At 68.3% G+C, this 26,676-nt stretch carries 23 protein-coding genes; 16 read left to right on the forward strand and 7 right to left on the reverse strand.

Annotated elements, in window-relative coordinates; genetic code table 11:
- The first annotated feature begins 4 nt into the window (after positions 1–4).
- The 3 genes from ACIG5A_RS15080 (at position 5) to ACIG5A_RS15090 (ending at position 2,676) form a co-directional block, all read left to right on the forward strand.
- Positions 5–649 carry a TlpA family protein disulfide reductase gene (locus ACIG5A_RS15080; protein WP_397240801.1) on the forward strand — a complete coding sequence of 215 codons (645 nt, stop codon included), beginning with the start codon at positions 5–7 and terminating at the stop codon, positions 647–649.
- A 117-nt stretch (positions 650–766) separates the two neighbouring features.
- Complete coding sequence (locus ACIG5A_RS15085; RefSeq protein ID WP_397240802.1) at positions 767–1,486, forward strand: NUDIX hydrolase; 720 nt, start codon at positions 767–769, stop codon at positions 1,484–1,486.
- Positions 1,483–2,676, forward strand: coding sequence for a MarP family serine protease (locus ACIG5A_RS15090; RefSeq protein ID WP_397240803.1), 1,194 nt, complete (start codon positions 1,483–1,485; stop codon positions 2,674–2,676). Before ACIG5A_RS15085 ends, ACIG5A_RS15090 begins: the two co-directional genes overlap by 4 nt.
- A gap of 213 nt (positions 2,677–2,889) precedes the next feature.
- Here ACIG5A_RS15090 and ACIG5A_RS15095 read toward each other — a convergent pair whose 3' ends face one another.
- From ACIG5A_RS15095 to acs, 4 genes are all read right to left on the reverse strand, one after another.
- Positions 2,890–3,822 (reverse strand): alpha/beta fold hydrolase, encoded by a 933-nt coding sequence (locus ACIG5A_RS15095; RefSeq protein WP_397240804.1) that lies wholly within the window; start codon positions 3,820–3,822, stop codon positions 2,890–2,892.
- A 144-nt stretch (positions 3,823–3,966) separates the two neighbouring features.
- Entirely contained in the window at positions 3,967–4,467 is a 501-nt protein-coding gene (locus ACIG5A_RS15100; protein WP_397240805.1) for a phage holin family protein, read from the reverse strand.
- Positions 4,468–4,505: 38 nt separating this feature from the next.
- Positions 4,506–5,723 (reverse strand): Na+/H+ antiporter NhaA, encoded by a 1,218-nt coding sequence (gene nhaA, locus ACIG5A_RS15105; RefSeq protein ID WP_397241768.1) that lies wholly within the window; start codon positions 5,721–5,723, stop codon positions 4,506–4,508.
- Between the two features lie 178 nt (positions 5,724–5,901).
- On the reverse strand, positions 5,902–7,872 hold the full coding sequence (acs, locus tag ACIG5A_RS15110) for an acetate--CoA ligase (protein ID WP_397240806.1): 1,971 nt from the start codon (positions 7,870–7,872) through the stop codon (positions 5,902–5,904).
- 409 nt (positions 7,873–8,281) lie between these two features.
- On the opposite strand from acs, the gene ACIG5A_RS15115 reads away from it, so the two are divergent.
- From ACIG5A_RS15115 to ACIG5A_RS15130, 4 genes are all read left to right on the forward strand, one after another.
- Complete coding sequence (locus ACIG5A_RS15115; RefSeq protein ID WP_397240807.1) at positions 8,282–9,886, forward strand: ABC transporter substrate-binding protein; 1,605 nt, start codon at positions 8,282–8,284, stop codon at positions 9,884–9,886.
- Positions 9,887–9,961: 75 nt separating this feature from the next.
- Positions 9,962–10,888, forward strand: coding sequence for an ABC transporter permease (locus tag ACIG5A_RS15120; protein ID WP_397240808.1), 927 nt, complete (start codon positions 9,962–9,964; stop codon positions 10,886–10,888).
- A complete protein-coding gene (locus tag ACIG5A_RS15125) occupies positions 10,881–11,843 on the forward strand; it encodes an ABC transporter permease (RefSeq protein ID WP_397240809.1) in 963 nt (320 codons plus the stop codon). The genes ACIG5A_RS15120 and ACIG5A_RS15125 overlap by 8 nt, the downstream gene beginning before the upstream one ends.
- A complete protein-coding gene (locus ACIG5A_RS15130) occupies positions 11,840–13,528 on the forward strand; it encodes an ABC transporter ATP-binding protein (protein WP_397240810.1) in 1,689 nt (562 codons plus the stop codon). Before ACIG5A_RS15125 ends, ACIG5A_RS15130 begins: the two co-directional genes overlap by 4 nt.
- A gap of 155 nt (positions 13,529–13,683) precedes the next feature.
- Here ACIG5A_RS15130 and ACIG5A_RS15135 read toward each other — a convergent pair whose 3' ends face one another.
- The gene (locus ACIG5A_RS15135) at positions 13,684–14,556 is read right to left on the reverse strand and encodes an alpha/beta fold hydrolase (RefSeq protein WP_397240811.1); all 873 of its coding nucleotides are present in this window, start codon (positions 14,554–14,556) and stop codon (positions 13,684–13,686) included.
- Between the two features lie 87 nt (positions 14,557–14,643).
- Between ACIG5A_RS15135 and ACIG5A_RS15140 the strand changes: the two genes are divergently transcribed.
- Both ACIG5A_RS15140 and ACIG5A_RS15145 read left to right on the forward strand, forming a co-directional pair.
- A complete protein-coding gene (locus ACIG5A_RS15140; RefSeq protein WP_397240812.1) occupies positions 14,644–15,111 on the forward strand; it encodes a MarR family winged helix-turn-helix transcriptional regulator in 468 nt (155 codons plus the stop codon).
- Positions 15,112–15,122: 11 nt separating this feature from the next.
- On the forward strand, positions 15,123–15,869 hold the full coding sequence (locus ACIG5A_RS15145; RefSeq protein ID WP_397240813.1) for an oxidoreductase: 747 nt from the start codon (positions 15,123–15,125) through the stop codon (positions 15,867–15,869).
- A 534-nt stretch (positions 15,870–16,403) separates the two neighbouring features.
- Here ACIG5A_RS15145 and ACIG5A_RS15150 read toward each other — a convergent pair.
- Positions 16,404–17,240: an HAD-IB family hydrolase gene (locus ACIG5A_RS15150; protein ID WP_397241770.1), complete on the reverse strand. Its 837-nt coding sequence runs from the start codon at positions 17,238–17,240 to the stop codon at positions 16,404–16,406.
- Positions 17,241–17,621: 381 nt separating this feature from the next.
- On the opposite strand from ACIG5A_RS15150, the gene ssd reads away from it, so the two are divergent.
- The 7 genes from ssd (at position 17,622) to ACIG5A_RS15185 (ending at position 23,836) form a co-directional block, all read left to right on the forward strand.
- Positions 17,622–18,734, forward strand: a complete 1,113-nt coding sequence (gene ssd / locus ACIG5A_RS15155; protein WP_397240814.1) for a septum site-determining protein Ssd — start codon at positions 17,622–17,624, stop codon at positions 18,732–18,734.
- Positions 18,731–19,918, forward strand: a complete 1,188-nt coding sequence (locus ACIG5A_RS15160; RefSeq protein ID WP_397240815.1) for a TadA family conjugal transfer-associated ATPase — start codon at positions 18,731–18,733, stop codon at positions 19,916–19,918. Before ssd ends, ACIG5A_RS15160 begins: the two co-directional genes overlap by 4 nt.
- A complete protein-coding gene (locus ACIG5A_RS15165; protein WP_397240816.1) occupies positions 19,915–20,706 on the forward strand; it encodes a type II secretion system F family protein in 792 nt (263 codons plus the stop codon). Before ACIG5A_RS15160 ends, ACIG5A_RS15165 begins: the two co-directional genes overlap by 4 nt.
- A 482-nt stretch (positions 20,707–21,188) precedes the next feature.
- Positions 21,189–21,779, forward strand: coding sequence for a type II secretion system F family protein (locus ACIG5A_RS15170; RefSeq protein ID WP_397240817.1), 591 nt, complete (start codon positions 21,189–21,191; stop codon positions 21,777–21,779).
- Between the two features lie 544 nt (positions 21,780–22,323).
- Entirely contained in the window at positions 22,324–22,515 is a 192-nt protein-coding gene (locus ACIG5A_RS15175; RefSeq protein WP_397240818.1) for a DUF4244 domain-containing protein, read from the forward strand.
- A 62-nt stretch (positions 22,516–22,577) separates the two neighbouring features.
- Positions 22,578–22,892, forward strand: coding sequence for a TadE family type IV pilus minor pilin (locus tag ACIG5A_RS15180; protein WP_397240819.1), 315 nt, complete (start codon positions 22,578–22,580; stop codon positions 22,890–22,892).
- Positions 22,893–23,311: 419 nt separating this feature from the next.
- Complete coding sequence (locus tag ACIG5A_RS15185; protein ID WP_397240820.1) at positions 23,312–23,836, forward strand: Rv3654c family TadE-like protein; 525 nt, start codon at positions 23,312–23,314, stop codon at positions 23,834–23,836.
- A gap of 215 nt (positions 23,837–24,051) precedes the next feature.
- Here ACIG5A_RS15185 and ACIG5A_RS15190 read toward each other — a convergent pair whose 3' ends face one another.
- Positions 24,052–26,445 (reverse strand): DEAD/DEAH box helicase, encoded by a 2,394-nt coding sequence (locus ACIG5A_RS15190; RefSeq protein ID WP_397240821.1) that lies wholly within the window; start codon positions 26,443–26,445, stop codon positions 24,052–24,054.
- Positions 26,446–26,676: the final 231 nt, after the last annotated feature.

Below are 26,676 nucleotides of genomic sequence, written 5' to 3' on the forward strand. Positions count from 1 at the left end.
TCCGGTGGCGTGGCGTTGGGCGCTGGCGGGAGTCATCGTCGCCGTCGCCCTCGCCGTCGCGGTGTGGCCGCGCGGCGAAAAGAACGTCGTGACCACCGGATCCGACGGACAGCGGCCGCCGGTCGCCGAGGTCTCCGCCGCCGATCGCGCCGCCGCCGGACTTCCGCAGTGCCCGCAGCCGGCCGCTGGCGCGGTCGGGCGCGGTCCACTCGCCGGCATCACCCTCGACTGCCTCGCCGACGGCCGCCCGGTCGACCTGGCCGCGGCACTCGCAGGCAAGCCGGCGGTCCTGAATCTCTGGGCATACTGGTGCGGTCCGTGCCGGAAGGAATTGCCGGATCTCGCCGATTTCGCCGCGCGCACCGGCGGCGCCATTACGGTGCTGACCGTGCACTCCGATCCGGATCAGGCCAAGGGGCTCGCCATGCTCGCGGGTCTGCGCGCCGCGGCGGGCGCCGCGGGCACGCCGCTGCCCGGGGTCGAGGACCCCGCCGCCAAGGTGCGCACGGCCGTCGGCGCACCCGCCGTACTTCCGGTTACCGTGCTGGTACGACCGGACGGAACGATCGCGAAGGTGGTTGTTCGCGCGTTCTCCGGAGTGGACGACATCGCCGCGACCGTCGCGGGCGAACTGGGGGTCTCCGCATGACCGAGTCAGGGCCCCTCGGGCATACGAAAAGGGACCCAGCATGACGCGCATCGGCGCGGGGGGCAAGATCCTGGTGTCGGAGCACGGATCGATTACGGGTGAAGTGAAGGTGGCGGCATGACAACCCCTGTCTCGCAGACGGTTCCGGAGTGGCTGCGCAAAGCGGTCGAGCCGGCGGGGGCGGACGCCGACGACACACTGTCGGTGGCGCGCACCCTGCGCCGGGTCATGACCTTCACCTCCGAGCCGCGGCAGGCGGCCGTGCTCGTGCTGTTCGGCGGGTCGCCGGAGTCCGATCCGGATGCGCCGGGCGGCTTGCCCGCCGATGCGGACGTGCTGCTCACCCAGCGCGCGTCGTCGCTACGCCAGCATCGCGGCCAGGTCGCGTTCCCCGGCGGCGAGGTGGATCCGGACGACGACGGCCCGATCGATACCGCGCTACGCGAGGCCTGTGAGGAGACCGGGCTGGCGCGCGCCGGCGTCGAGCCACTGGTGGTGCTGCCGAAGTTGTTCGTGCCGCCGTCCAGATTCGACGTGACTCCCGTGATCGCCTACTGGCGCACCCGCAGTGAGGTGCGCGTGGTCGACACGAGCGAAACCGAACGGGTCGTCCGTGTCCCGATCGCCGAGCTGCTCGATCCGGCGAACCGCTTCCTGGTGCGCGGCACCATGGGCTATCAGAGCCCGGCCTTCCAGGTGGACGGCCTGCTCGTCTGGGGCCTGACCGGCGGCATACTGGCCGGCATCTTCAGCCACGCGGGCTGGGAACTGGAATGGGACCGCACCGACGTGCGCGACCTGGAATCCTCGCTCGCCGCCGTGGGGATGACGTTATGAACTCCTCGGCCTGGCTCGATATCGCGGTGGTGATCCTGGCGCTGCTCGCGGCCTCGTCAGGGTGGCGGCAGGGCGCGGTCTCGTCCGCGCTCGCCTTCCTCGGCGTCGTGCTCGGTGCGGTGGCCGGCATCCTGATCGCGCCGCACATCCTGGTCCACATCGATGAGGGCCGTAAACGGGTGCTCGTCGGCGTGGTGCTCATCGTGCTGCTCGTGATCGTCGGCGAGGTCGCGGGCATGGTGCTCGGCCGCGCCGCGCGCGGCGGTATGCGTCATCCGTTCACCCGCAGCGTGGACAGTGTGGTCGGTGCGGTGCTGCAGGCCGTCGCGGTGCTGGTGACCGCGTGGCTGCTCGCGCTGCCGCTGGCCACCTCGTCACAGCCCGCCATCGCGGCGGCGATCAACGGCTCCCGGGTGCTCGCCGATGTGAACAAGGTCGCGCCGAACTGGCTGCGCCGGGTGCCCAACGAATTCTCCAAGCTGCTCAACACCTCCGGCCTGCCGGATGTGATCGGACCGTTCGGCCGGGCGCCGATCGCGAACGTCGAACCGCCGGACGGCTCCGTGCTGCGTAGCCCGGTCGCCGCCTCGTTGCAACAGAGCGTGCTGCGCATCCGCGGCGTCGCACCGAGTTGCCAGCGCGCGCTGGAGGGTTCGGGCTTCGTGGTGGCGCCGGAGCGGGTGATGACCAATGCGCACGTGGTCGCGGGTACCACGAGTGTTTCGGTGGATACCGCGCGCGGTGCGCTAGAGGCGACGGTCGTGTTGTTCGATCCGTCCAAGGACGTCGCGGTGCTCGCGGTACCTGGTCTCACCGCGCCGGTGGTTCCGCAGGCCGAGGTGCCCGCCAGGTCGGGCGACAGCGCCATCGTGCTCGGGTATCCGGGCGGTGGCCCGTACTCGGCGGCGGCGGCCCGTGTCCGCGAGACGCTCGACCTGACCGGTCCGACGATCTACCGCAACGGCACGGTCGAGCGCGAGGTCTACACCGTGCGCGGTCAGGTCCGCGCGGGCAATTCCGGTGGGCCGCTGGTGAATGCGGAGGGCAAGGTGCTAGGCGTGGTGTTCGGCGCCGCGGTCACCGACGACGAAACCGGTTATGTGCTCACCCTCGCCGAGGTCCGCTCGGATCTGGATGCCGCGCCGAACTCGCAGACCCCGATCGGCACCGGCGCCTGTGTACTGAGCTGAGTTCGATGGCAGCGCCTACTCACGGCTGCCATCGAACTCAGAGCACCACGCAATCCCGTACGGAGCGAGTCTTACGAGCGACGTGAGCGGCCGTCTCGCGTCCGAGCGCTCGGACGCGAGGCCCACCCGTCGCCCGACCACCACCCCTCATCGAATCGCTTCGCGATGCTGACTTTGTGGGGCCGCGAACACGCAGCGCCGAAGGCGCTGCCATCAAACACAGAGGAGTTCGGCGAGTTCCGCGGTGACGGCCCCGGGGTTCTCCTGGTGCGCGAAATGGCCCGCCGCGGGGATGGTGACCAGGCGCCGGTTCGGCGAAAGGTCGTGTCCCCTGCGGAAAGTCGAGGCGAGTAGGTAGCGGTCCAGGTCGCCGCGCATGGCGAGCACCGGGATCGAGATCGGCTCGCGCATGGTCGCCATGAAGCGGCGGCCGTCCGGGCGCCACTGGCTGCGGAAGGCCCACCGCTGATACTCCAGGGCACAGTGCGCGGCGCCGGGAATCCGGATGGCCGAGCGCATCCGCCGCGCCGTGTCGACGAATTCGGCGGTGCCGGACCAGGATGCGCAGACCCGCTCGCGCAGCAGCCGTTCCACCTCGAAGCCGTCGCCGGTGGTGAGCAGATGCTCCGGATAGCGCGGCAGCTGATAGCGCAGGAAGTTCGGCAGCCAGGTCCTGCGCTGTTTGCGGCTGCGCAGCACCGCGCTCTTGAGTGCCGCCGGATGCGGCGAGCTCACCAGCGCGATCGACCGCACCAGCCGTGGGTGCAGCACCGCCGTCGTCCAGCACACCAGCCCGCCGTCGGCATGGCCGACCAGGGTGGCGTCGGTATGCCCGAGCGCGCGGATCAGCCCGGCGACATCGCCCGCCAGCGTCCAGCCGTCGTAGCCGCGCGGCGGCTTATCGCTGTCGCCGTACCCGCGCAGGTCGACCGCGACGGCGCGGTAGCCGAGCTCGGCGAGCCCGGTCAGCTGATGCCGCCAGGACCACCAGAAATCGGCAAAACCGTGCAGCAGCACCACAAGTGGTGCGTCCGGCCGGTCCGGTGCCGCCTCGACGACATGGAAGCGGATGCCGTTGGCGCGAACATCCCGATGGGTCCACGGACCGTCGAACCGGACACTGGACGGATCGGGAGGAGAGGTCAACTCCCCCGCCTCTCCGCGTACTTTTGCCGGTCGTGGGTGCCGCTACCGTTCGTCCTCGGGCCGGCGGATCCATGCTGGCCGAGTCTTGGGCGTACCCGGCGAGTTACCCATGTCCTTGCGAAATCAGTCGGCAAGTTGGGCATGCTAGGGCGCGGTTTTGTCGAGTGCGGTGGTCGACTCCTCGTGTGCGGCCGCGCCGAGACCCTGCGGCAGCACCGTGCGCGCTTCCTTGAGCGAATCGATCGTCTTCTGCGGCGCCCGCAGCTTCTTCACCTTCAGGTAGCCGAGGAAGGCGCACGCGCCGGTCGCGATGAGCATCAGCAGGAACACGATGCCGAACGCCGCCCACCGGTACAGCCACACATCGAGCAGTTCGGCGATGAAGAAGAAGAAAAAGAACAGGCTGAACAGCAGGATGGTCAGCGCCGCGATGAAGTAGACGCTGCCGAGCAGCCCCTTCTTGATCTCCGCGGTCACCTCGGTCTTGGCCAGCTCGACCTCGGCGCGCACCAGGGTCGACATCTGCTCGGTCGCGTCGCGGACCAGGCTGCCGAAGCTGGCCGATCCGTTCGGGTTGGCGTCGGTGAGGGGAATGGAGGTCAGCGTGCTCCGGTCACGTCCCTCGCCGCCCTGTGTGAAACTCACTTGATCGACCCTTCTCCCTGTCCCGGCACTCGTCGGCCTCACTCTTCTCGTTCTAGCGCACGCGCCTCACGCCGTGCCTGGTGGACACGCCCACGCCGCAACAGTAGCGCCGAACCGGCGAGGGACGCGGCCATTGATGTGACCAACACAGCGGCCTTCGCCAATTCGACGGCCGAGCCGTCACCGACGTCCGCGAGTGCGAGTTCTGCCACGAGCAGGCTAACGGTGAACCCGATCGCGCCGAGCACCGAGAGGGCGAACATGTCCCGATAGCCGAGACTGGCCGGTCGGGTAGCGATGCCCAACCGGATTGCCAGCCAGCTGATCCCGAAGATGCCGATGGTCTTGCCGAGCAGCAGCCCGAGAATGACCGAGAGCGCCAGCCTGTCGCTGAACAGCTGCCCGAATACCTTGCCGTCCAACGGAACTCCGGAGGCGAACAGCGCGAACAGCGGTACGCACAGCCCGGCCGAGATGGGCTGGAACATGTGCTCGAGCCGGGTCGCGGGCGCTTCGTCCTCGCCCGCATCGGTTTTCACCCTGGTGAGCAGCCCGAGTACGACACCGGCCAAGGTCGGGTGGATGCCCGCCTCGTGCAGCGCGTACCAGGCCGCCAGCGCCAGCGGGACGTAGACCAGCGGTGTGCGCACCCGTTTCCATTGCGCCAGTGCCCATCCCGCGAAGCAGGCGGCGGCGATCAGCAGCCACAGCAGCGCGAGCGATGTGGTGAACAGCACCGCGATCACCAGGATGGCGAGCAGATCGTCGACGACGGCGAGGCTGAGCAGGAACACCCGCGCGCTGGCCGGAATGCGTGACCCGGTCATCGCCAGCACCGCGAGGGCGAACGCGATATCGGTGGCCACCGGGATGGCCCAGGCCCGGTCCATGCCCGGGGTACCGAAGCCGACGGCGAAGGCGATCAGCGCCGGGGTGACCACGCCGCCCACCGCCGCGATGATCGGCAGCGCGGCCCGCTTGGGGTCGGCGAGCTCGCCGACCACCAGTTCCCGTTTGAGCTCGAGTCCGGCGACGAAGAAGAACAGGGCGAGCAGACCGTCCTTGGTCCAGTTGGCCAGGGTCAGCTCGAGGTGCAGCGGTTTGATGGGCAGCACGGTCTCGGTGAGCGTGACGTAGCTGTCGCCCCAGGGCGAGTTGACCCACAGCAACGCGGTAGCAGCCGCGATGAGCAGGATTGCGCCGCCGACGGTTTCAGTGCGTAGGTAACGCGTCAGCTCCGAGCGCACTTGGGTGATCACGGGAAACCCCTTCAGCAGTCCGGCGTGGCTGCGGACGTGCTATCCACCGGATCGGCTTTCGGGTACACCTCCGCATGCCGACCAGACTTCCCGGCACACCTTACGCAATTCTAACGGATACGACCGGTGACTATTCCGGCCACCGGTCGTATCCTGTGCGCGCTGGTGCGCTCGATCAGTTCTTGCCCGCCCGGATCGCCTCGAAGACGTTGGGATCGACCAGCGTCGAGGTGTCGCCGAGCTCGCGGCCCTCGGCCACGTCGCGCAGCAGCCTGCGCATGATCTTGCCGCTGCGGGTCTTGGGCAGCTCCGGCACCACGTGGATCTCGCGCGGCCTGGCGATGGGGCTGATCTCTCGCGACACCTCCGCCTTGAGCTCGTCGACCAGCGCGGTGCCGGTGTCCTTCGCCTCGGCGGTCAGGATCACGAACGCCACGATGCCCTGCCCAGTGGTCGCGTCGCTGGCGCCGACCACCGCGGCCTCGGCCACGCCGGAGTGCCCGACCAGTGCCGACTCGACCTCGGCGGTGGAGATCCGGTGGCCGGACACGTTCATCACGTCGTCGACGCGGCCGAGGACCCACAGATCGCCGTCGGCGTCGAGCTTGGCGCCGTCACCGGCGAAGTACCAGCCCTGCTCGGCGTAGCGCTCCCAGTAGGTGGACCGGTACCGGTCCATATCGCCCCAGATGCCGCGCAGCATGGACGGCCACGGCTGATCGAGCACCAGGTATCCGACGACGGCGGAGCCGTCCGAAGATCCAGCCTCGGTCTTCGTTATCTCTACCGGCTTGCCCTCTTCGTCGACGACCTTCGACGAGATACCGGGCAGCGGTGTCATCGCCGCGCCGGGTTTGGTCGCGGTGACGCCGGGCAGCGGGGAGATCATGATGGCGCCGGTTTCGGTCTGCCACCAGGTGTCGACGATCGGAGTCCGGTTGGCGCCGATGACTTCCCGGTACCAGCGCCACGCCTCGGGGTTGATCGGCTCGCCCACGGAGCCGAGTACCCGCAGGCTGGACAGGTCGTGCGCGGCGGGAATCTCCCTGCCCCACTTCATGAATGTGCGCACCAGCGTCGGGGCGGTGTAATAGATGGTGACGCCGTACTTTTCGATGATCTCGAAGTGGCGGTGCTCGTTGGGCGAGTTGGGGGTGCCTTCGTAGACCACCTGGGTGGTGCGGTTGGCGAGTGGTCCGTAGACGATGTAGCTGTGCCCGGTGACCCAGCCGATGTCGGCGGTGCACCAGTAGATGTCTTGTCCCGCTTTGTGATCGAAGACGTTGTGGTGGGTGTAGGCGGCCTGGGTGAGGTAGCCGCCCGTGGTGTGCAGGATGCCCTTGGGCTTACCGGTGGTGCCGGAGGTGTAGAGGATGAACAGCGGATGTTCGGCGTCGAAGGCCTGCGCCTCGTGCTCCGGTGCGGCCGCGCCGACGGTCTCGTGCCACCACAGGTCGCGGCCCTCGGTCCATGGCACGTCGATTCCGGTGCGCCGCACCACGAGTACATGCTCGACGCTGTGCGCACCGTCGGCGAGCGCTTCGTCGACGGCCTCCTTCAGCGGAGCGGCCTTACCGCGCCGCCATTGTCCGTCGGTGGTGATGATCAGCCGCGCCTCGGCGTCGTCGACGCGCTGGCGCAGTGCGGTGGGGGAGAAACCCGCGAAGACCACCGAGTGGGTCAGGCCGAGGCGCGCGCACGCCAGCATGGCCACGATGGCCTCGGGCACCATCGGCATGTAGATGGCGACTCGGTCGCCTGCCACCAGCCCGAGCCCGGTGAGATAGTTTGCCGCCCTGGAGACCTCGGCGAGCAAATCGTTATAGGTGAGATCACGCGAATCGCCGGGCTCGCCCTCCCAGTGGATGGCAACCTGATCACCGTGACCATCGATGACGTGTCGATCCACGCAGTTGTAGGCGACGTTGAGCCTGCCGCCGACGAACCACTTCGCCACCGGGGCGTCGCTCCAGTCGAGCACCTGTGACCATGGCTGATGCCAATGCAGGCGACCGGCTTGCGTACCCCAGAACGCGTCGCGATCGGCCGCGGCCCGCTGGTACAGCGTGGCGTCGGCGTTCGCCGCGGCGGCGAACTCGGCGGTCGGCGGGTACGAGTCCCGGTGGTCTGCGGTGGTATCGGTCATCTCGTCTCTTCTTTCACGTAACCCTGAGCGCTCGAATCGGTGAGGCCTGTTCGACAGTAGTTCAACTGTGACCCCCGTCGCGTTCGGGTGGGGAGCTTCCGACCTGGCGGGTAATCATCCGGCGAGATCGATCAAAACAGCCGGTCGACATAGCAGATTTGTGTAGAAACCATCAGTTCCGCGCGGTTTGTTCTGACAGAACGATGATTTTTCGATGATGTTCCCGTGTTTCGCCGGTGTTGCCGAATTGGGAACAAGTGGAACGAACCTGGGTCAATCCGATGACAACACCGTTCAGGATGGCTAACCTCCGAGACAATCCTCAGCGGATCGTGTCGGTGCGCGCGCGACTACAACTCGTACGTGTGTCACAGGTTCCTGCGCCCTATCTCGAAAACGGGAGAACGCGTTGAAATTCAACAGAGTTGCCGCGCTATCAGCGGCAGTGCTGGCGGCCACGAGTCTCGGTCTAACGGCTTGCTCGTCCGACGACGGTGCCGATGCCGACCTCGTCACCGTGAACGGTGGCGAGCCGCAGAATCCGCTGGTCCCCAGCAATACCAACGAGTTCTTCGGCGGTCGCGTCGTCGACCGGTTGTTCGCGGGCCTGAAGTACTACGACCCGAGCGGCAAAGCGCACAACGAGGTGGCCGACAAGATCGAGACCACCGATCGCAAGAACTACAAGATCACCCTCAAGGACTGGAAGTTCAGCGACGGCACCACCGTCAAGGCCAAGAACTTCGTCGACGCCTGGAACTACGGCGCACTGGGCACCAACGGTCAACTGCAGAGCTACGTGTACACCCCGATCGCCGGTTTCGACGAAGTGTCCGCGGAGAAGCCGAAGGCGCAGACCATGTCCGGCCTGAAGGTGATCGACGATCGCACGTTCACCGTCGAGCTCAAGCAGCCGTCGATCGACTTCGAGACCGCGCTCGGCTACGCGCCCTTCTACCCGCTGCCCGATGCCGCGTTCAAGGACATCAAGGCCTTCGGTGAGAACCCGATCGGCAACGGCCCCTACAAGTTCGCCCGCAACGGCGCGTGGGAGCACAACGTCAAGATCGACCTGCTGCCCAACCCGGACTACAAGGGCGGCCGCGCGCCGAAGAACAAGGGCCTGCGGTTCACCATGTACCAGTCCTTCGACACGGCCTACGCCGATCTGCAGGCAGGCAACCTCGATGCGCTCGACACCATCCCGGACAGCGCACTGACCTCCTACAAGAAGGATCTCGGCGATCGCGCGATCACCAAGCCGACCGCGCAGAACCAGCACATCGGGATCCAGAGCAACGTCCCGCACTTCGCCGGTGAGGAAGGCGTACTGCGCCGCAAGGCCATCTCGATGGCGATCAACCGGGAACAGATCTGCGACAACATCTTCCACGGTGTCCGCATCCCGGCCCGCGACTTCACCGCGAGCACGCTGCCCGGGTTCGACGGGAACCTGCCCGGCTCGGAGTTCCTGAAGTACAACCCCGCCGAGGCGAAGAAACTGTGGGCGCAGGCCGACGCCATCTCGCCGTGGTCGGGCCGCTACGAGATCGCCTACAACTCCGACGGCGGTCACCAGGCCTGGATCGAAGCCGTGGCCAACAGCGTGAAGAACACCCTCGGCATCGATGCGATCGGGCGTCCGTACCCGACCTTCAAGAACATCCGCGACGAGGTCAACGCCAAGACCATCGGCAAGGCCTTCCGCTACGGCTGGCAGGGTGACTACCCGACCATGCTGCAGTTCCTGACCTCGCAGTACTACAGCTACTCCGAGACCAACAACGTCGACTGGAAGGTTCCGGAGTTCGACGACCTGCTGAACAAGGCGCAGGCGGCGGCGACCGACGCGGAGTCGTACAAGATCATCGCGCAGGCCCAGACCATGATGCTCAACCAGATGGCCGACATTCCGGTACTCGACTATGTCGCCGCGGCCGGTCGTTCTGACAAGGTTAAGAAAGCCGACCTGGCTTGGAATGGCCTGTTCGACTTCGAAGGTATCGAGAAGTAAATAGAGGCAGCAGTCCGGCGCGGCCGTGCCGCCGAATGACACGACACGGCCACTCCGGTCGACCGCGGAGGAAATATGGCTTGGTATGTCCTGCGGCGCCTGCTCCAGATGATCCCCGTTTTTCTTGGGGCGACGCTGCTTATCTATGCGCTTGTGTTCCTGGTTCCTGGTGACCCGATCAAGGCGTTGGCCGGCGACAAGCCGATGACGCCCGCGGTCGAGGCGTCATTGCGCGCCAGGTACCACCTGGATCAACCGTTCATCATGCAGTATCTGCTCTATCTGAAAGGCATCGTCACTTTCGATTTCGGCACGGCCTTCTCCGGCAGGCCGGTGCGCGACGAACTCGCGCGCGCCTTCCCGATCACCATCCGGCTCGCCTTCATGGCGGTGATCGTCGAGGGCGTGTTCGGCGTGCTCTTCGGGCTGGTCTCCGGCCTGCGCAAGGGCAAGCTGTTCGACTCGACCATGCTGGTGGTCAGCCTGATCATCATCGCGGTGCCGATCTTCGTCGTCGGCTTCCTCGCCCAGTTCCTGCTCGGCGTGAAATGGGGCATCGCCCCGGTGACGGTGACCGGTAAAGCCAGCTTCACCGAACTGCTCGTGCCCGCGTTCGTGCTCGGGTCGCTGTCGTTTGCCTATGTGCTGCGATTGACGCGAAACTCGGTGGCGGAGAACATGACCGCCGACTTCGTCCGCACCGCGACGGCCAAGGGCCTGAGCAGGCGGCGGGTGGTGACCGTGCACATCCTGCGCAACTCGATGATCCCGGTGATCACCTTCCTCGGCGCCGATCTCGGTGCGCTGATGGGCGGCGCGATCGTCACCGAGGGCATCTTCAACATTCCGGGCGTCGGCGGGACGCTGTATCAGGCGATCACCAGGGGCGAGCCACCGACGGTGGTGTCGTTCGTGACGGTGCTCATCGTGATCTTCCTGATCTCCAACCTGTTCATCGACCTGCTCTACGCCTCCCTCGACCCGAGGATTCGCTATGCCTGACCTGACGAAGGCACCGGAAAAGCCCCTGCGGGGCAGGCAAGAGTATTTCGTCGCACCGCCGGACGAAGTGGTCGTGCTCGCCACCGACCGGGTCGACGAAACCGGTTCGCCGACAAGCATTTGGACCGATGCGTGGCGTCAGCTGCGGCGCAACCCGATCTTCGTGGTCGCCGCGCTGATGATCCTGTTCATCCTGGTGGTCGTCGCCTTCCCCGATCTGTTCACCAGCCAGGATCCGCGCTACTGCAACGGCGACTTCAGCATGGACCCGCGCGGCTCGGGCCATCCGTTCGGCTTCGACAAGCAGGGCTGTGACATCTACGCCCGAACCGTCTACGGCACAAGGGCTTCCGTGCTCTGCGGCGTGGGCGCGACGATCCTGTTCGTATTCCTCGGCGGCACGTTCGGCGCGCTCGCCGGCTTCTACGGCGGGTTGCTCGATTCGATCGTGTCCAGGGTCGCGGAGATCTTCTACGCGATCCCGCTGATGCTGGCCGCGATCGTGATCATGCAGCTGCTGCACTCGCGCACGATCTGGACCGTCATCCTGATCCTGGCGATCTTCACCTGGCCACAGGCGGCGCGCATCGCGCGCAGCGCGGTGATCGAGGCGAAGAACAGCGACTATGTGACGGCCGCGAAAGCATTGGGCCTCTCGCGATTCCGCACCCTGCTGCGTCACGTGCTGCCCAACGCCGCAGGCCCGCTGATCGTGGTCACCACGATCTGGCTCGGCGTCTTCATCGTCACCGAGGCGACGCTGTCCTACCTCGGTGTCGGGCTGCCGCGCACCATCGTCTCGTGGGGTTCGGACATCGCGTCCGGGCAGCGCGAGATCCGCACCTCGCCGATCCTGTTCTATCCCGCGACGGCATTGGCGCTCACCGTGCTCAGCTTCATCATGCTCGGCGACGCGGTGCGTGACGCACTCGATCCGAAGGCGAGGAAGCGATGACGGAACCACTGCTCGACATTCGCGATCTGAACGTCTGCTTCTCCTCGGAGGGCAAGAAGGTTCCCGCGGTGCGCGATGTGAACCTCTCGGTGTATCCGGGACAGACGGTGGCCATCGTCGGTGAATCCGGTTCGGGGAAGTCGACGACCGCGCACGCGATCATCGACCTGCTACCCGGTACCGGCAAGGTCACCTCGGGCCAGATCATGTTCGACGGCAAGGATCTGGCGGCGGCGTCGAAGAAGGACGTCATCGCGGTGCGCGGCAACGGCATCGGCCTGGTGCCGCAGGACCCGATGTCCAACCTGAACCCGGTGTGGAAGATCGGCTTCCAGATCCGGGAGACGTTGGAGGCCAACGGCATCGCCAAGGGCCAGGCCGCCAAGAAGCGGTCCATCGAACTGCTCGAGGAAGCCGGGATGTCCGACGCGGCGCGCCGGGTGAACCAGTATCCGCACGAGTTCTCCGGCGGTATGCGCCAGCGCGCGCTGATCGCGATCGGGCTGGCCTGCCGACCCAAGCTGCTGATCGCCGACGAGCCGACCTCGGCGCTCGACGTCACCGTGCAGCGGCAGATCCTCGATCACCTGGATGGGCTCACCAATGATCTCGGCACCGCGGTGCTGCTGATCACCCACGATCTCGGCTTGGCCGCCGAGCGCGCGGAACATCTGGTGGTGATGTACCGCGGCCGGGTGGTGGAATCCGGTCCGGCACTGAAGATTCTGCGTGACCCGCAGCATCTGTACACCAAGAAGCTGGTGAACTCGGCGCCCTCGCTCGCCTCGCAGCGGCTGTCGTCGGTGCACAAGCGGGCCGAGGTCCGTGAGCAGGCCGTCCACGCCGCCGAGCAGCAGGTGGCGGCGGACGCCGAGTTGCAGATGGTGCCCGACGAGGTCGTGGTCGCGCGAAACCTGTACAAGGCATTCAAGATTCGCGGTGGCGCACCGTGGAAGTCCACGGACTTCGTCGCGGTCGACGATGTCTCGTTCCGGTTGCATCGCGGCACCACCACCGCGATCGTCGGCGAATCCGGTTCGGGCAAGTCGACCGTCGCGCGCATGGTGCTCGGGCTGCTCGAACCGACCTCGGGCTCGGTGACCTTCGACGGAAAGGAGGTTGCCAAGCTGGACAGCAAGGGCGCCTTCGCTTTTCGTCGTCGAGTGCAGCCGATCTTCCAGGATCCCTACGGTTCGCTCGACCCGATGTACTCGATCTACCGCACCATCGAGGAGCCGCTGCGCACCCACCGGATCGGCACCAACAAGGAGCGGGAGGCCACGGTTCGCGAACTGCTCGACAAGGTTTCGCTGCCGTCGACGGTGATGCGCCGCTACCCCAACGAGCTGTCCGGCGGTCAGCGCCAGCGTGTGGCCATCGCCCGCGCGCTCGCGCTCAATCCGGAGGTGGTGGTCTGCGACGAGGCGGTCTCCGCGCTCGACGTGCTCGTCCAGGCGCAGATCCTCAAGCTGCTCAACGACCTTCAGGCCGAACTCGGCCTGTCGTACCTGTTCATCACCCACGATCTCGCGGTGGTCCGCCAGATCGCCGACGACGTGCTGGTGATGCAGAACGGCAAGGTGGTCGAGGCGGCGACCACCGAGGAGGTCTTCGACAATCCGCGGGAGGAGTACACCCAGCGGCTGCTCGACGCCATCCCCGGCCGCGACCTGCTTTCGGCCTGACAGTCCGCTGCGCTCGTCCGAATCTTTCGTGCGGGAGATTCGGGCGAGCGCGACGGTCACCAGGGTGTGCGGCCTGCCCGGGACCGCGACGATGACCATTCGGTCGTGCGGGGAAGTCCGCTGTGTCGAGCGGGATGCCGCGCTGTACCCGAGTCCTATGCCGCGGAGTCGGCCAGCGCGAGGATCGCCGCGGTCACCGCATCCCAATCCCACCGCTGCGGCATCTCGTGACCGGTGCGTGTCAGCGTGTGGAAGCGGGCGCCGGAAATCTCCGCGGCCAAAGCCCTTCCGTGCTCGATCGGGAACAGCGGGTCCTCGTCGCCGTGCAGTACCAGCGTGGGCACGTCGATCTTGCCGAGCCGGTCACGCCACGGTGTGCCCGCGTCCATGAGGAACGGATTGGTCAGCTGGGCAGCGATATCCGCTGCCCGGTCGACCACCTGCCCGGCGAGCGCGCGCCGTGCTTCGGTGTCGAACGGCCTGCTTGCCGCGGCGAACGGCCGCTCGGCGTCCACCAGATATTCGATGACCGCTGCCCGATCCGACCAGTCCGGCGTGGGCGCCTCGCCCGAGAAATAGGCCATCAGCTCGTCGGTCATCCCGGGCAGATCGGCGGCGGCGTGCCCGGGCCCGCCCGGTGTCGCCGACGAAAGAACCAGCGCGGCAACCCGATCCGGGTAGTCGAGGGCGACGAGCTGGGCGGCCGCCGCGCCACCCGACATTCCGTACACCGTGGCCCGCTCGATCCCGAACGCGTCGAGCACCCCGACGGCGTCGGCGGTCAGATCGTTCAGCCCGTGTGTCGGCGCGCCGACGGGCGAGGTCGTCGATCGGCCCGCATCCCTTGCGTCATAACGGATCACGCGCCTGCCGCCGCTGGTCAACCGCTCGATGAACGCCGGATCCCAGGCCAGCATGGAATCGCCCGCGCCATGGATCAGCAGGATCGCCGGGTGCTGGGGATCGCCGAAACTCTGTGCGCACAGCCGGATTCCGTTGATCTCGAGGATCTGCTCCGCGATGCTCATGCCTACTGCCCTTCAAGTCTGTTACATGTAACGAGAACCATAGCGGCAGATTCGTTACATGTAAACGGTTGGCCTAGACTTGTCCGCATGTCTCGAACAGCCGACCGACGTGCCGCCGACGCCTGGGCCGCCTATCGCAGGCTGCGCCAGATCGTCGATGCCGAGATCGCCCGCGATCTGGAACAGGGCACCGGACTTTCGATGCCCGACTACGAGGTGCTCGAAGCGCTGGCGGAGCTGCGGGATCCGCAGGCCTGCATCAGGGTTCGCGGCCTCGCCGCCCACCTGAACTGGCCGCACAGCCGGCTCTCGCGCCAGCTCGGCCGCATGGAACGCCGCGGCCTCGTCGCCCGCGAGCCATGCGAGCGCGACGGCCGCGGCGACGACGTCCTGCTGACCGATGCGGGCCAGAACGCGCTCGACAGCGCGGTTCCGGCCCATCGTGCCTCGATACATCGCCACTTCACCGATCTGCTCGCCCCGGCCCAGCTGGCCGCCCTTACGGGCATCGAGCGGACGGTCGCCGAGCGCAGGGCCGCGGGCGCGGCACCGTAATCTCGTATCCCGTGACCGATCCGCTACAGCCCCTCGTCGACCTGCCCGGCGTGCGCGACGCCGCCGACAAGGCGCGCGACGCGCTCGCCGCGGTGCACCGGCACAAAGCGAACCGGCGCGGCTGGCCGACCACCGCCGCCGAGGCCGCGGTCCGCGCCGCGCGCTCGTCCGCCGCCATCGACGGCGGCAGCACCGAGCTGCCCGCCGACGGCCGCGTGGCCGATCCGATCCTGGCCGGTTCCCTGCGCGTCGGCCAGGCGCTGGACGGTGATGCCCTGCGCAACCTCGTCGCCACCTGGCAGCGGGCGCCGCTGCAGGCGCTGGCCCGGCTGCACCTGCTGGCCGCCGCCGATCTGGTCACCGACGAGACCCTGCTGGGCAGGCCGCGCTCCGCCCCCGGCGTGGCCGAGCGGCTCGATCTGCTCGCGCAAACCGTCCTCACCTCGTCCGCGCCCGCCCCGGTGATCGCCGCGGTCGCGCACGGGGAGTTGTTGTCGCTGCAACCCTTCGGCACCGCCGACGGGATCGTCGCGCGCGCCGCGTCGAGGCTGGTTGCCGCGTCCAGTGGCCTGGATCCGCACAGTCTCGGCGTCCCCGAGGTCTTCTGGCTGCGCCGCAGGCAGGCCTATCAGGAATCCGCCGCCGCGTTCACCACCGGCACCCCCGAAGCGGTAGGCGGCTGGGTGATCCTCTGCTGCGGCGCGTTCGAAGACGGTGCGCGCGAGGCGGCCTCGATCGCGGACGCGGCCTCGTCGTAGCGGTCTGACCGACCGGCGGCTGGTAATCCCCCTGCACACATCAAAGCGGGCGGTTGTGCCGATGTACTCGACTTCACCGCCCGCTAGCACGGACTACCCGGTTACCAAGCGTGCTAGGTGGGTTGTGTTCTGCGGCCTCGGCGATAATGCGGACTCCGGTGGTTCATCCCCGCAACCTGTGCGAGGCCCTCGCCGTCGAAAACCCGTATCTCGCAGGCCCACAACGCTTCTGCCCTTGTCGCGGCGCGCTCCGCGTGGGTGCCTGGTGTCCGTGCTGGGAAGTCTGGTCGGGAGGCTGGCCTTCTCTTCCGGCTTCGCCTTGGCCTTCCGTCCTTCCGTAGTTACCTTTCTACCCTGTGACGACGCCCACTTCAAGACTTGGCAAAACATTAAAAAATCGGCGTGTCGATCGGCGTTTCGTGGTTAAATCCCTGGTCGTGCCGACTGGCGCCCTTGGTCGGCAAATACTCCGGCAACCATCCCGTATCGCTCCCGAACAGCGCCGGTCGGTGGGTGCGCCGAGTTAGTTAAGCCTCAGCGGCGTCGGCGCAGCAGCCGGTAGCTGATCGCCCCGGCCAGTACCGCGCTCAACCCGACCGCCGCGGTGGCCGCAAGGGTGGTCGACGACGGCGATTGGAATCGCGCCCACAGCGAGACCGGGTTGGAGAACGTCAAGATCGGCCAGCCCCTGGTTACCGCCTCGCGGCGCAGCGCGCGATCCGGATTGACCGCGGTCGGGTGGCCGACGGCGCCGAGCATCGGCAGATCGGTGATCGAGTCGGAGTACGCGTAACAGCGCGATAGGTCGTAACCCTCGGTGGCAGCGAGCTTTTCGATCGCCGCGACCTTACCCTCGCCGTAGCAGTAGAACTCGACCTCGCCGGTGTAGCGGCCGTCCTCGACCACCATCCTGGTCGCCGCGGTATGCGAGGCGCCGAGTACCTCGGCGATCGGCCCGACGATCTCCTCGCCGGAGGCGGAGACGATCACCACGTCGTGTCCGCGAATCTTGTGGTCGGCGATGAGATCTGCCGCCTCGGCGTAGATCAGCGGATCGACCAGCTCGTGAAGTGTCTCGGCGACAATGGATTTCACCTGTTCGACGTCCCAGCCCGCGCACATGCTCGTCAGGTGCGCGCGCATCCGCTCCATCTGGTCGTGGTCGGCGCCGGACAACAGGAACATGAAGTGCGCGTAGCTGCTCTCCAGTACGGCACGGCGATTGAGCAGGCCCTGGGCGAAGAACGGCTTGCTGAACACGAACGTGCTCGACTTCGCGATCACCGTCTTGTCGAGATCGAAGAAGGCGGCGACGCGTCCACCCCGAGTGGTCGGATCGTTCGCAAGCCCTGTCCGGTCGCCCTCGCCCATCACGCGTCCAGGATATGCGGCGGCTTCCGATGCGTTCGAACGCGAGCCGCGTGAGGTCGTCGCACGGTCTGTACCCAGGAGTTTGCCCCGCGGACGCCGGGCCGGTGACGGGCGCAAAGTTCTGCTCGGACGGACTTGCGTTGTGGGCGGGGCTTGGGTGTAGTATTGCTGACACCTGGACATGGTCCAGGCGCGTTCAGCCCGACCCCCCGGGGCTGAACCCGACGGCCCCAGCCTCCTCCCCCCCCGGCTGGGGCCGTCCTCTATTTCGGGGAAGGTGCCGGCTCGGTCCGCCGTCGAAGTTGTCCACACCCCCGGAGTTATCCACATTCGGCGCAGTGGGTCTGTTGCGGCCCCGTCGTCCGGTCGACGCTGACTCGTATGGATCTTCAAGCAGCGCAGGCGACTACGCCGCCGCCGGTACTCGTGCTCGTGCGTGACACCGGGCTCAGGGACGAGGTGCGCCGGGTCGCGGCCGCCGCGGAGCGGATCCTCGATGAACGCGCCGCCCCCATCGGCAGGCACGCGTGGGCGGCGGCCGCATTGGTGATCCTCGACACAGCCGCCGCCCGTGAGTGCGCGGCGGCCGGATATCTCCGGCGTGTCGGCATCGTCATCGTCACCGAAGGCGAGCCGGGCCTGCTCGATTGGCAGGCCGCGGCGGCGGTCGGCGCCGAGCGGGTGATCGCGCTGCCCGGTGCCGCCGTCGGGCTTATCGAGAAGTTTGCTGAGCACACCGAATACCGCACCGGAGACGGTGTTGTCGTCGCGATCGCCGGTGCGAGCGGTGGCGCGGGCGCCTCAACGCTCGCGGTCGCGACCGCGCTGCGCGCCGCCGCCCACCGCTTCCGGCCCGACACCGTGCTCGTCGACGGCGCGCCCCTCGGCGGTGGCCTCGACCTGCTGCTCGGCCTCGAGGCGACAACCGGTCTGCGCTGGCCGGACCTGGTCGTCGAGGACGGGCGCGTATCGGCGGCGGCACTGCACAATGCGCTCCCCGCCGCGGCACCCGGTGTCGCCGTACTGTCCTGCGGGCGTGGCGGTGCGGGCCGGTTGCCGAGCGAGATCGGACCGGCCGCGATGCGCGCCGTGATCGAAGCATGCCGTGCCGCAGGCGATTTGGTGGTATGCGACGTATCGGGCGAACGCGGCCCGCACGCCGATCAGATGCTCGATTCGGCCGATCTCGTCGTCCTGCTCGTCCCGGCCCGCCTGCGCGCGGTCGCCGCCGCCGAAGCCGTCTCCGCCTACATCCGCCACCGAAACCCCAACCAGGGCTTGATCGTCCGCGGTCCCGCCCCCGGCGGCCTAGAGGGCGCCGACGTGGCCGAAGTCCTCGACCTCCCCCTGCTCGCCACCGTCAACGCCCAACCCGGCCTGGCCTATCGCTGCGAACGCGGCCCCCTGACCCTCCGCCGCCGCGGCCCTCTCCGAACCGCCGCCGACGCCATCCTCGCCGTCCTGACGGCCCCCGTGGGCGAGGTACGAGCATGAGCGCGCTGGTGACGGCGGAGCTGCTGGATCGGGTGCGGGAGCGGCTGGCTTGTGGGCCGGGCGAGCCGGAGCCCGCGGAGGTTGCGGCGGCGATCAGGGCCGAGGCCGGTGGAGTGCTGGGGGATACGGATCTGCTGCGGGCGTTGCGGCTGCTGCAGACCGAGTTGACGGGGGCCGGGGTGCTCGAGCCGCTGTTGCATGACCCTCGGGTGGCCGATGTGCTGGTGACGGGGCCGGATGCGGTGTGGATCGACAGCGGGCACGGACTGCGGAGGACCTCGGTGACCTTTCCGGATGAGGCAGCGGTGCGGCGGCTGGCGCAGCGGTTGGCATTGTCGGCTGGGCGCCGCTTGGACGACGCTCAGCCGTGGGTGGACGGCAGGCTCGCCGGACGCGAAGGGGCGCTGGGGGATTCGTTCGGGGTGCGCCTGCACGCGGTGCTGGCGCCGATCGCGCACGGAGGTACATGCCTGTCGCTGCGGGTACTGCGGCCCGCGACACAGGGGCTCGACGCGCTTGCCGCCACGGGTGCGGTGCCCGCCGAGGCGAAGGTGTTGTTGGAGCGGATCATTCGGGCCCGGCTCGCGTTCTTGGTGGTCGGCGGCACGGGTGCGGGCAAGACCACGCTGCTGTCGGGTCTGCTCGCCAAGGTCGACCACACCGAGCGGATCATCTGCGTCGAGGATGCCGCCGAGCTGGCTCCGCCGCATCCACATGTCGTGCGCCTGGTCGCCCGCACCGCGAATGTCGAGGGAGTCGGCGAGGTCACCGTGCGCGACCTGGTTCGTCAGGCGCTACGGATGCGACCGGATCGCATCGTCGTCGGCGAGGTGCGCGGCGCCGAGGTGGTCGACCTGCTGACCGCGCTCAACACCGGCCACGACGGTGGTGCCGGCACCGTGCACGCGAACTCGCCCAGCGAGGTGCCCGCCCGCATGGAAGCCCTTGCCGCCCTTGGTGGAATGGACCGCGCCGCACTGCACAGCCAGCTCGCCGCCGCCATCCAGGTGGTCTTGCACGTGCACCGCCGCCCCGACGGTTCCCGCGGCCTACGCGAAATAGGTCTCGTCACCCGAGGTCCCGACGACCGTGTCCGCATCGCACCGGCCTGGCACGCCGACGGTCACCCGGCACCCGCCGCTGAACACCTCGCCCGCCTGCTCGCCGAACGGCTCGATCGATGAGCGCGGCACTCGGATGTCTGGCGCTGGCACTGCTCGCCGTCCCCATGCCCGCGGCGCGCCGTCGGTTCGCGCGGGTGTTCGGTGCATCGAGCGTGGATCGAAAACCTGCTCGCGGCACCGTGGTTCGAGTCGGTGCCGGGGTGGTGGTGGCCGCCACGGTGCTGCTCGGGATCGGCCCCTTGCTCGCCGCCGTGCTCGTCGCGGGCACCCTCGGAACCAGGATGCGGCGCGCGAGCCGTGAGCGGCGGCGCGGGGCCGAATGCGGATATCTGCTCGATGCGCTGGAGGCCGTCATCGGTGAGCTGCGAGTCGGCGCGCATCCCAGCATCGCGGCCGAGGTCGCGGCGACCGAATCCACCGGCGCGGCGGCGCACGCGTTCGCGGTGAGCGCGGCACGCAGCAGACTCGGCGGTTCGGGCGCGGACGGCCTGCGCGATCCGAATTCGGTCATCTCCACCGAACTCACCCGCATCGCCGACGCCTGGCACGTCGCCGAACACCACGGCCTGGCCCTGGCCGAACTGCTCACCGCCGCCCGCGCGGACCTACTCGGCCGCACCCGCTTCCGCACCCGAACCACCGCCGCCCTGGCAGGCGCCCGAGCCACCGCCACCGTCCTCGCCACCCTCCCACTTCTCGGCATCGCTCTGGGCCAGCTGATGGGCGCCGCCCCACTGTCGGTCCTCCTCACCACTCCCGCCGGAACGGTTCTCCTCCCACTCGGCGCCACCCTGGCCTGTGCGGGCCTCCTCTGGACAGACGCCATCACCCACCGAGTCCTGACATGAAACCCCTGTCCAGGAGTCCATTTCCGCTCCCGCCGTCCCGTGCCCGATCCTCGTGCAGCCCGCGGGGGTTCCTGCGCAGGGCCATGTGGGCGGAGACCAACATCAGGAGGAGGCTGGCACGGACTTCCTGTCAGGGGACGGTGCACTCCGGCGAAGGTCGAGCACGATGCGCCGCCGCGTGTGGCACAGCATGGCCGAAGGTCCGTGCGTCGGCAACGGATCTCGGCCCTGGCGCGGTCCCGACGTGGTGCGCGCTCGTGTGTTCCGGATGGTCGGCATGACATGTCATGCCGGCTCGAGCCGACGTGCTCGTGCGGTTTCCGGCGGTGCGGCGAGATCTGGCGCTGCCTCGACCGTGCCCGGTGGCGGTGGTCCGCAAGGCCGGGCCTGGGGCGGTGCCGAGGTGTTTCGAGTTGGCGGGCGGTCATGGGAGGGCGGACAGGAAGGGGGCGGAGGTGGGAGTAGTTGTCGGGAGTTCTTCCGTGGCGGTGCTTTTGGTCGCCGGGGCGCTGGTGCTGTGGCCGGGGCGGGTTGCGGTGCGGCGGCGGATGCGGCGTGTGTGGCCGGGGGACGCCGGTGCGGAGAGTGGCCGGGCGGTGTCGAAGAAGTCGGTGGCGGATCCGTTGGCGGTGGCTTCGGTATTCGATCTGCTCGCGGCTTGTCTGCGGGCGGGGTTGCCGATGGCCGGTGCGGCGCGGGCGGTGGCGCCCGGTGCGCCCGCACGGCTGGGCGCGGCATTGTTGCGTGCGGCGGATCTGCTTGCGCTCGGCGCGGATGCGGCGACGGCATGGGAGCGCGCGGAGCGGGAGGCGGATGCCGAGGAGGTGGCGGCGCTGGCCAGGATGGCGCGCCGATCGGCACGGTCGGGAGCATCGCTGGCGGTGGCCGTCGGCGAGCTGGCCGAACAGCGGCGCGGTGCGATCGAGGACGCGGCTGCGGCCCGCGCCGAGCGAGCCGGGGTGCTGATCAGCGGTCCCCTCGGCCTGTGCTTCCTTCCCGCCTTCCTCTGCCTCGGCATCGTCCCCGTGGTCATCGGCCTTGCGGGCCGAGTACTGGGCGATGGCCTGCTGTGAGTGCTTCGCGCTGTCGGCTGTGGGTGGCGGGCCGATGGCTGATGCTGATGTCGTCGTGCGCGGATGTGGCCGACGCGCTTCGGGCGCGTCGGAATCGAGCGCCGACGAGTCGTCGCTGTGCGGATGCGAGACAGCCGTGACCAGGCGTGCACTACATGACCAGCAACGCCGACTGTCCGTGCAGTGTCCCGGTGGCCGGGTGTACGGGAGCTCTGATGCGGAGCGGGATCGACTGCGGATGGCGTGTCCCTGTGCGGATGCGAGTCGGTCGTGACCAGACGCGCACTGCTTGACCGGCACGGCCGACTGTCCGTGCGGTGGCGCTGTGGACGGGTGCGCGGGAGCTCTGATGTGGAGTCCGATCGACCGCCGATGGCGTATCCCGGTGCGCGATGTGCATGGGCCTCGTGGAGTTCGGGCTGTGCGGCGCGGCTGAGCGGCGGCGTGGCAGCTGCCGCGCCCGGCGCGGTGGGAGTGTGCCTGTGCGGATCGGCCGCGTGGGCTGTGGTGAAAGGGGATTCGGTTGCGGAGCAGGACGAGGTCGATGGTGGCGGAGGTGCGCTGGCGGCTGATGCGGGCGCTGATCGCCGACGAGGGGATGAGTACGGCCGAGTATGCGATCGGGACGATCGCGGCGGCGGCGTTCGGTGCCGTGCTGTACGGGGTGGTGACCGGCGACAATATCGTGAACGCGCTGACGAAGATCATCGACAAGGCGCTGAACACGGCCGTGTAGCGATCGATCGGTCACGGCGAAGGCGCTGTGGCGCAAGAGATCTCGGTGACGACCGGGGTGCGGTGACGGTCGAGGCGGCGATCGCGCTCACCTCGATCGTCATCGTGGTCGCGCTATGCCTCGGCGCTTTGCTCGCCGCATCCACCCAGGTGCGCTGCGTCGACGCCGCACGCGAGGCGGCCAGGCTCGCCGCCCGCGGCGATCAGCCGAACGCGATACCCGCCGCTCGCCGGATAGCCCCGCCCGGCGCGGATATCGTCCTGCGTGAAGAAGGCGACCGACTGATCGCCACCGTCTCCGCCCACACTTATCTCCTCCCTCTTCTCACCCTGCACGCCGAAGCAGTCGCTGTTCGCGAACCAGGGACAACACCGTGACCGCGGCCGGTGCCATGACGCGGCACGGGTATCCGCCCGCTCGGCTTCGCGCTCCCGCGCGCTATGAGCGGTCAGCGATCTGCTGCGCCGAGGACGCGGCAGCGATCGGCGGCCTGCCGGTGGCGAGCCGACGGATCCTGGTGCCCTGCACCGTGCGTCGAAGCGGTCACCATCCGAGAACTGGGGACGGCACCCAGTCCGCTGACTGGCCAGCGGCTGTGGATGGATCCGTCGGCCAGGCGTCGTACATCGGAGCGGCGGTGTGGAACCGGAGGCGTGGCTGTGGCCACACGAACCAGAGCGACATTGGGTCCGTCGGCGGGCAGTGCCGGGGACCCGTCGGGCAGCGTGCTGGGCTTACCGTTCGCGAGCGGGCAGCGGTGCGGCGACCGGGCGCGTCTGCGGACAGGCGTGTCTGCGTGCTGGTGCGTCTGCTTGGTGCCGTACTGGGGCGTGCCGTTCGCGAGCGAGGGGCTGATGCGGTGAACGGCTGGTGGGTGCAGGTGCGTGGGTGGTGGCTTCGGTATTCGTTCGGTGGCAGCGGTGCGGCGGCTGTGCGCCGGGAAGGTTTTGGTCGAGGGGATCGGGGCGCGGCGAGTGTGTTCGCGGCGTTGGCCTTGGCTGGGTTGGTGGGGGTGACGGCGTTGATCGGTCAGGTGGGGGTGGGGGTGGTGGCGCGGCATCGGGCGCAGGCGGCGGCGGATCTGGGAGCGCTCGCGGGGGCGGGTGCGCTGGCGGGCGGAGCGGAGGCGGGGTGCGCCGCGGCGGGAGAAGTCGTGCGGCGCATGAAGTTCCGGATGGAAGGATGCGAGGTGCACGGCTGGGATGTGTTCATCGCGGTCGCTGGGAAAATACCAATGGGTCTGTTCGGTGATCGAACCGTACGCTCGGTTGCTGGCGCGGGACCGGTCGAAGAGTCGGATGCGACCATTGGAAATCGGTAATTGTCCTGTTCGGAGAATTGCGCGTTCTGGTTATTCTGCGCGTTATAGCGGATAAGGAATGCGAGGAAATCCAAAGATCGACACGGGGGCATGTGGCAATACCTCAGTTAACATGAATACCTTCCTCTTAAATCGTGACCTGCCCGAACGACCTGGCCCCGGCTGGTGATCGCCTGGCCAGGTGGACGATCGGTCACGCTCCAGGCTCGGGCTCGTCACGAATCGTGCCTGGTCACGTCATCGAACGGGCCGTCGAGCTCCGTGAGCACCGCGCTGAGCAGTCGAACCGCCCCCGCTTTGTCCAACGGATGATTGCCGTTGCCGCACTTGGGTGACTGGACACAGGAGGGGCAGCCCGCGATGCACGTGCAGGCGTCGATGACATCCAGCGTCGCCGACAGCCACCGATGCAGCCGCGCGAAACCGCGCTCGGCGAAGCCCGCGCCACCCGGCTGGCCGTCGTAGACGAAGACCGTCGGCAGCCCGGTGTCCGGGTGCTCGGCGATGGAAACCCCGCCGATATCCCAGCGGTCGCACGTCGCGACCAGCGGCAACAGGCCGATCGCCGCGTGCTCGGCCGCATGCAGCGCCCCTGGCACGTCCTCGGGCTCGATACCGGCCAGCGCCAACAGTTCTGGCGTCACCGTGTACAGCACCGCGCGGGTCGGCAGTGTCTGCGTGGGCAGGTCGAGCTCGACCAGGTCGAGCACCTCCCCGGTGACCAGCGTGCGGAGGTAGGCGATCACCTGCGCGGTCACCCGCACCTGCGCGAGCGCGGTGCGCACCCGGCCGTATTCGCGCTGGTCGGTAATGGTTTCGATGGCGATGGAGGTGACCTCGCGCGCGCTGGTGGTCCACCCGGGATCGCCCGCGTGCACGAACGCGACACCGCCGTCGAGGTCGAGCTCGTCGACCACGTAGACCTCGCCCTGATGCAGGTGCACCGCGCCTTCGTGCAGCGTGGCCATGGCCCGCGCGGCATCGGCGGTGCCGAGCAGCCTGCCGGTTTCCCCGTCGACGATGGCCACCGGCGTGCCGATGCCGCCGCGCACATCGACCGCGTCGTGCGGCTGCGCCTCGGCCGTGACGTACCAGCGCCCGCCGGATCCGTTCGCCGTCCGTCGCCGGATCAGTCCCTTTTTCGCCAGGTCGGTGAGCACGTCCAGCGCGCCGAACTCATCCACCTCGGCATCGGTGAGCGGCAGTTCCAGTGCGGCGCAGAGCAGTTGCGGGCCGAGCACGTAGGGGTTGCGCGGGTCGGTGATAGTGGCCTCGACCGGCTTGTCCAGCAGCGCTTCCGGGTGGTGCACGAGGTAGGTGTCCAGCGGATCGTCCCTGGCCACGAGCAGAACCAGTGAGCCTTGGGTGCGTCGGCCCGCTCGTCCGGCCTGCTGCCAGAACGAGGCGACGGTGCCGGGGAATCCGGAGATCACCACGGCGTCGAGCCCCGCGATGTCGACGCCGAGTTCGAGCGCGTTGGTGGTCGCGGCACCGAGCAGTGCCCCGCTGGTCAGCGCCGCTTCCAGCGCGCGCCGATCCTCCGCGAGATAGCCGGCGCGGTATGCCGCGACCCGCTCTACCAGCGCAGGATCGGTTTCGGCCAGCAGCCGCCGCGCGCCCATCGCCGTCAGCTCGGCGGCACGGCGTGAGCGGACGAAGGTCAGCGTCCGCGCACCCTCGACCACCAGATCGGCCATGATCCCGGCCGCCTCCGCGGTCGCGGTCCGGCGCACCGGCGCACCGTTTTCGCCGGTCACGCTGGTCAGTAGCGGCGGCTCCCACAGCGCGACGGTGCGCGGACCCTGCGGTGACGCGTCCTCGGTGACCGCGACGCACGGCGCGCCGATCAGCCGGGACGCGGCCGCCGCGGGTTCGGCCGCGGTGGCCGAGCAGAGGATGAAGACCGGATCCGCGCCGTAGCGTGCGGCGATACGCCGCAGCCTGCGCAGCACCAGCGCCACGTGTGAACCGAAAACCCCGCGGTAGGCATGGCATTCGTCGATCACCACGTAGCGCAGCCTGCGCAGCACCCTGGCCCAGCGCTGGTGTGAGCGCAGGATGCCGAGGTGCAGCATGTCCGGGTTGGTGAAGATCCAGCGGGCATTGGCCCGCACCCACTGGCGGATTTCGGCGGGGGTGTCACCGTCGTAGGTCGCCGGATGGATATCGCGCAGCGGCCCCTCGTGGGTCAGCTCGCTGATCGCCCGCAGCTGGTCGGCGCCGAGCGCCTTGGTCGGCGCGAGATAGAGCGCGGTGGCTTTCGGGTCGTCGCGCAGCGCGGTCAATACGGGGAGCTGATAGCCGAGGGATTTACCGGATGCGGTGCCGGTGCTGAGCACGACGTGCCTGCCGTCGACGGCGAAGTCGGCGGTTCTGCTCTGGTGCGCCCACGGCGCCTCGATACCGGTGGCCTGCAGCGCACCGATCACCTCCGGCGCCACCCACTCGGGCCATTCGGTGATTTCCCCGAAGCGGGCGGATAGCTCGACTACGTGAGTCAGTCGTGAGTCACCTTCGGGTGCGCCGGATAGGACACGATTCAGCAACGATCGACCGTAACTCGGGCCGCTGTCGACCCCGATCCGGCTTGTCTGCGACGTCGGATTCATGAGGCAGTGGACATGACACGCCGGGAAAGTGTGAAACGTGCGCGGTTGGGAAGCCCCACCTGCCATTTCGATACCAAATAGCGACCTGGGTCACAGGCGGTTTGCCAGACGCTCACTCGGTTATCGGGAGGCAAACGAACCTCAAGTCTGGATTCCAGCATTGTGTCCCTCACCTGCGCATTCGCAAGATCAACTTTTTTGCAAATTGTCGGTAACTCGACTGTTGAATTG

The sequence above is a fragment of the Nocardia sp. NPDC052566 genome (assembly GCF_044547285.1).
Taxonomy (GTDB): Bacteria; Actinomycetota; Actinomycetes; order Mycobacteriales; family Mycobacteriaceae; genus Nocardia.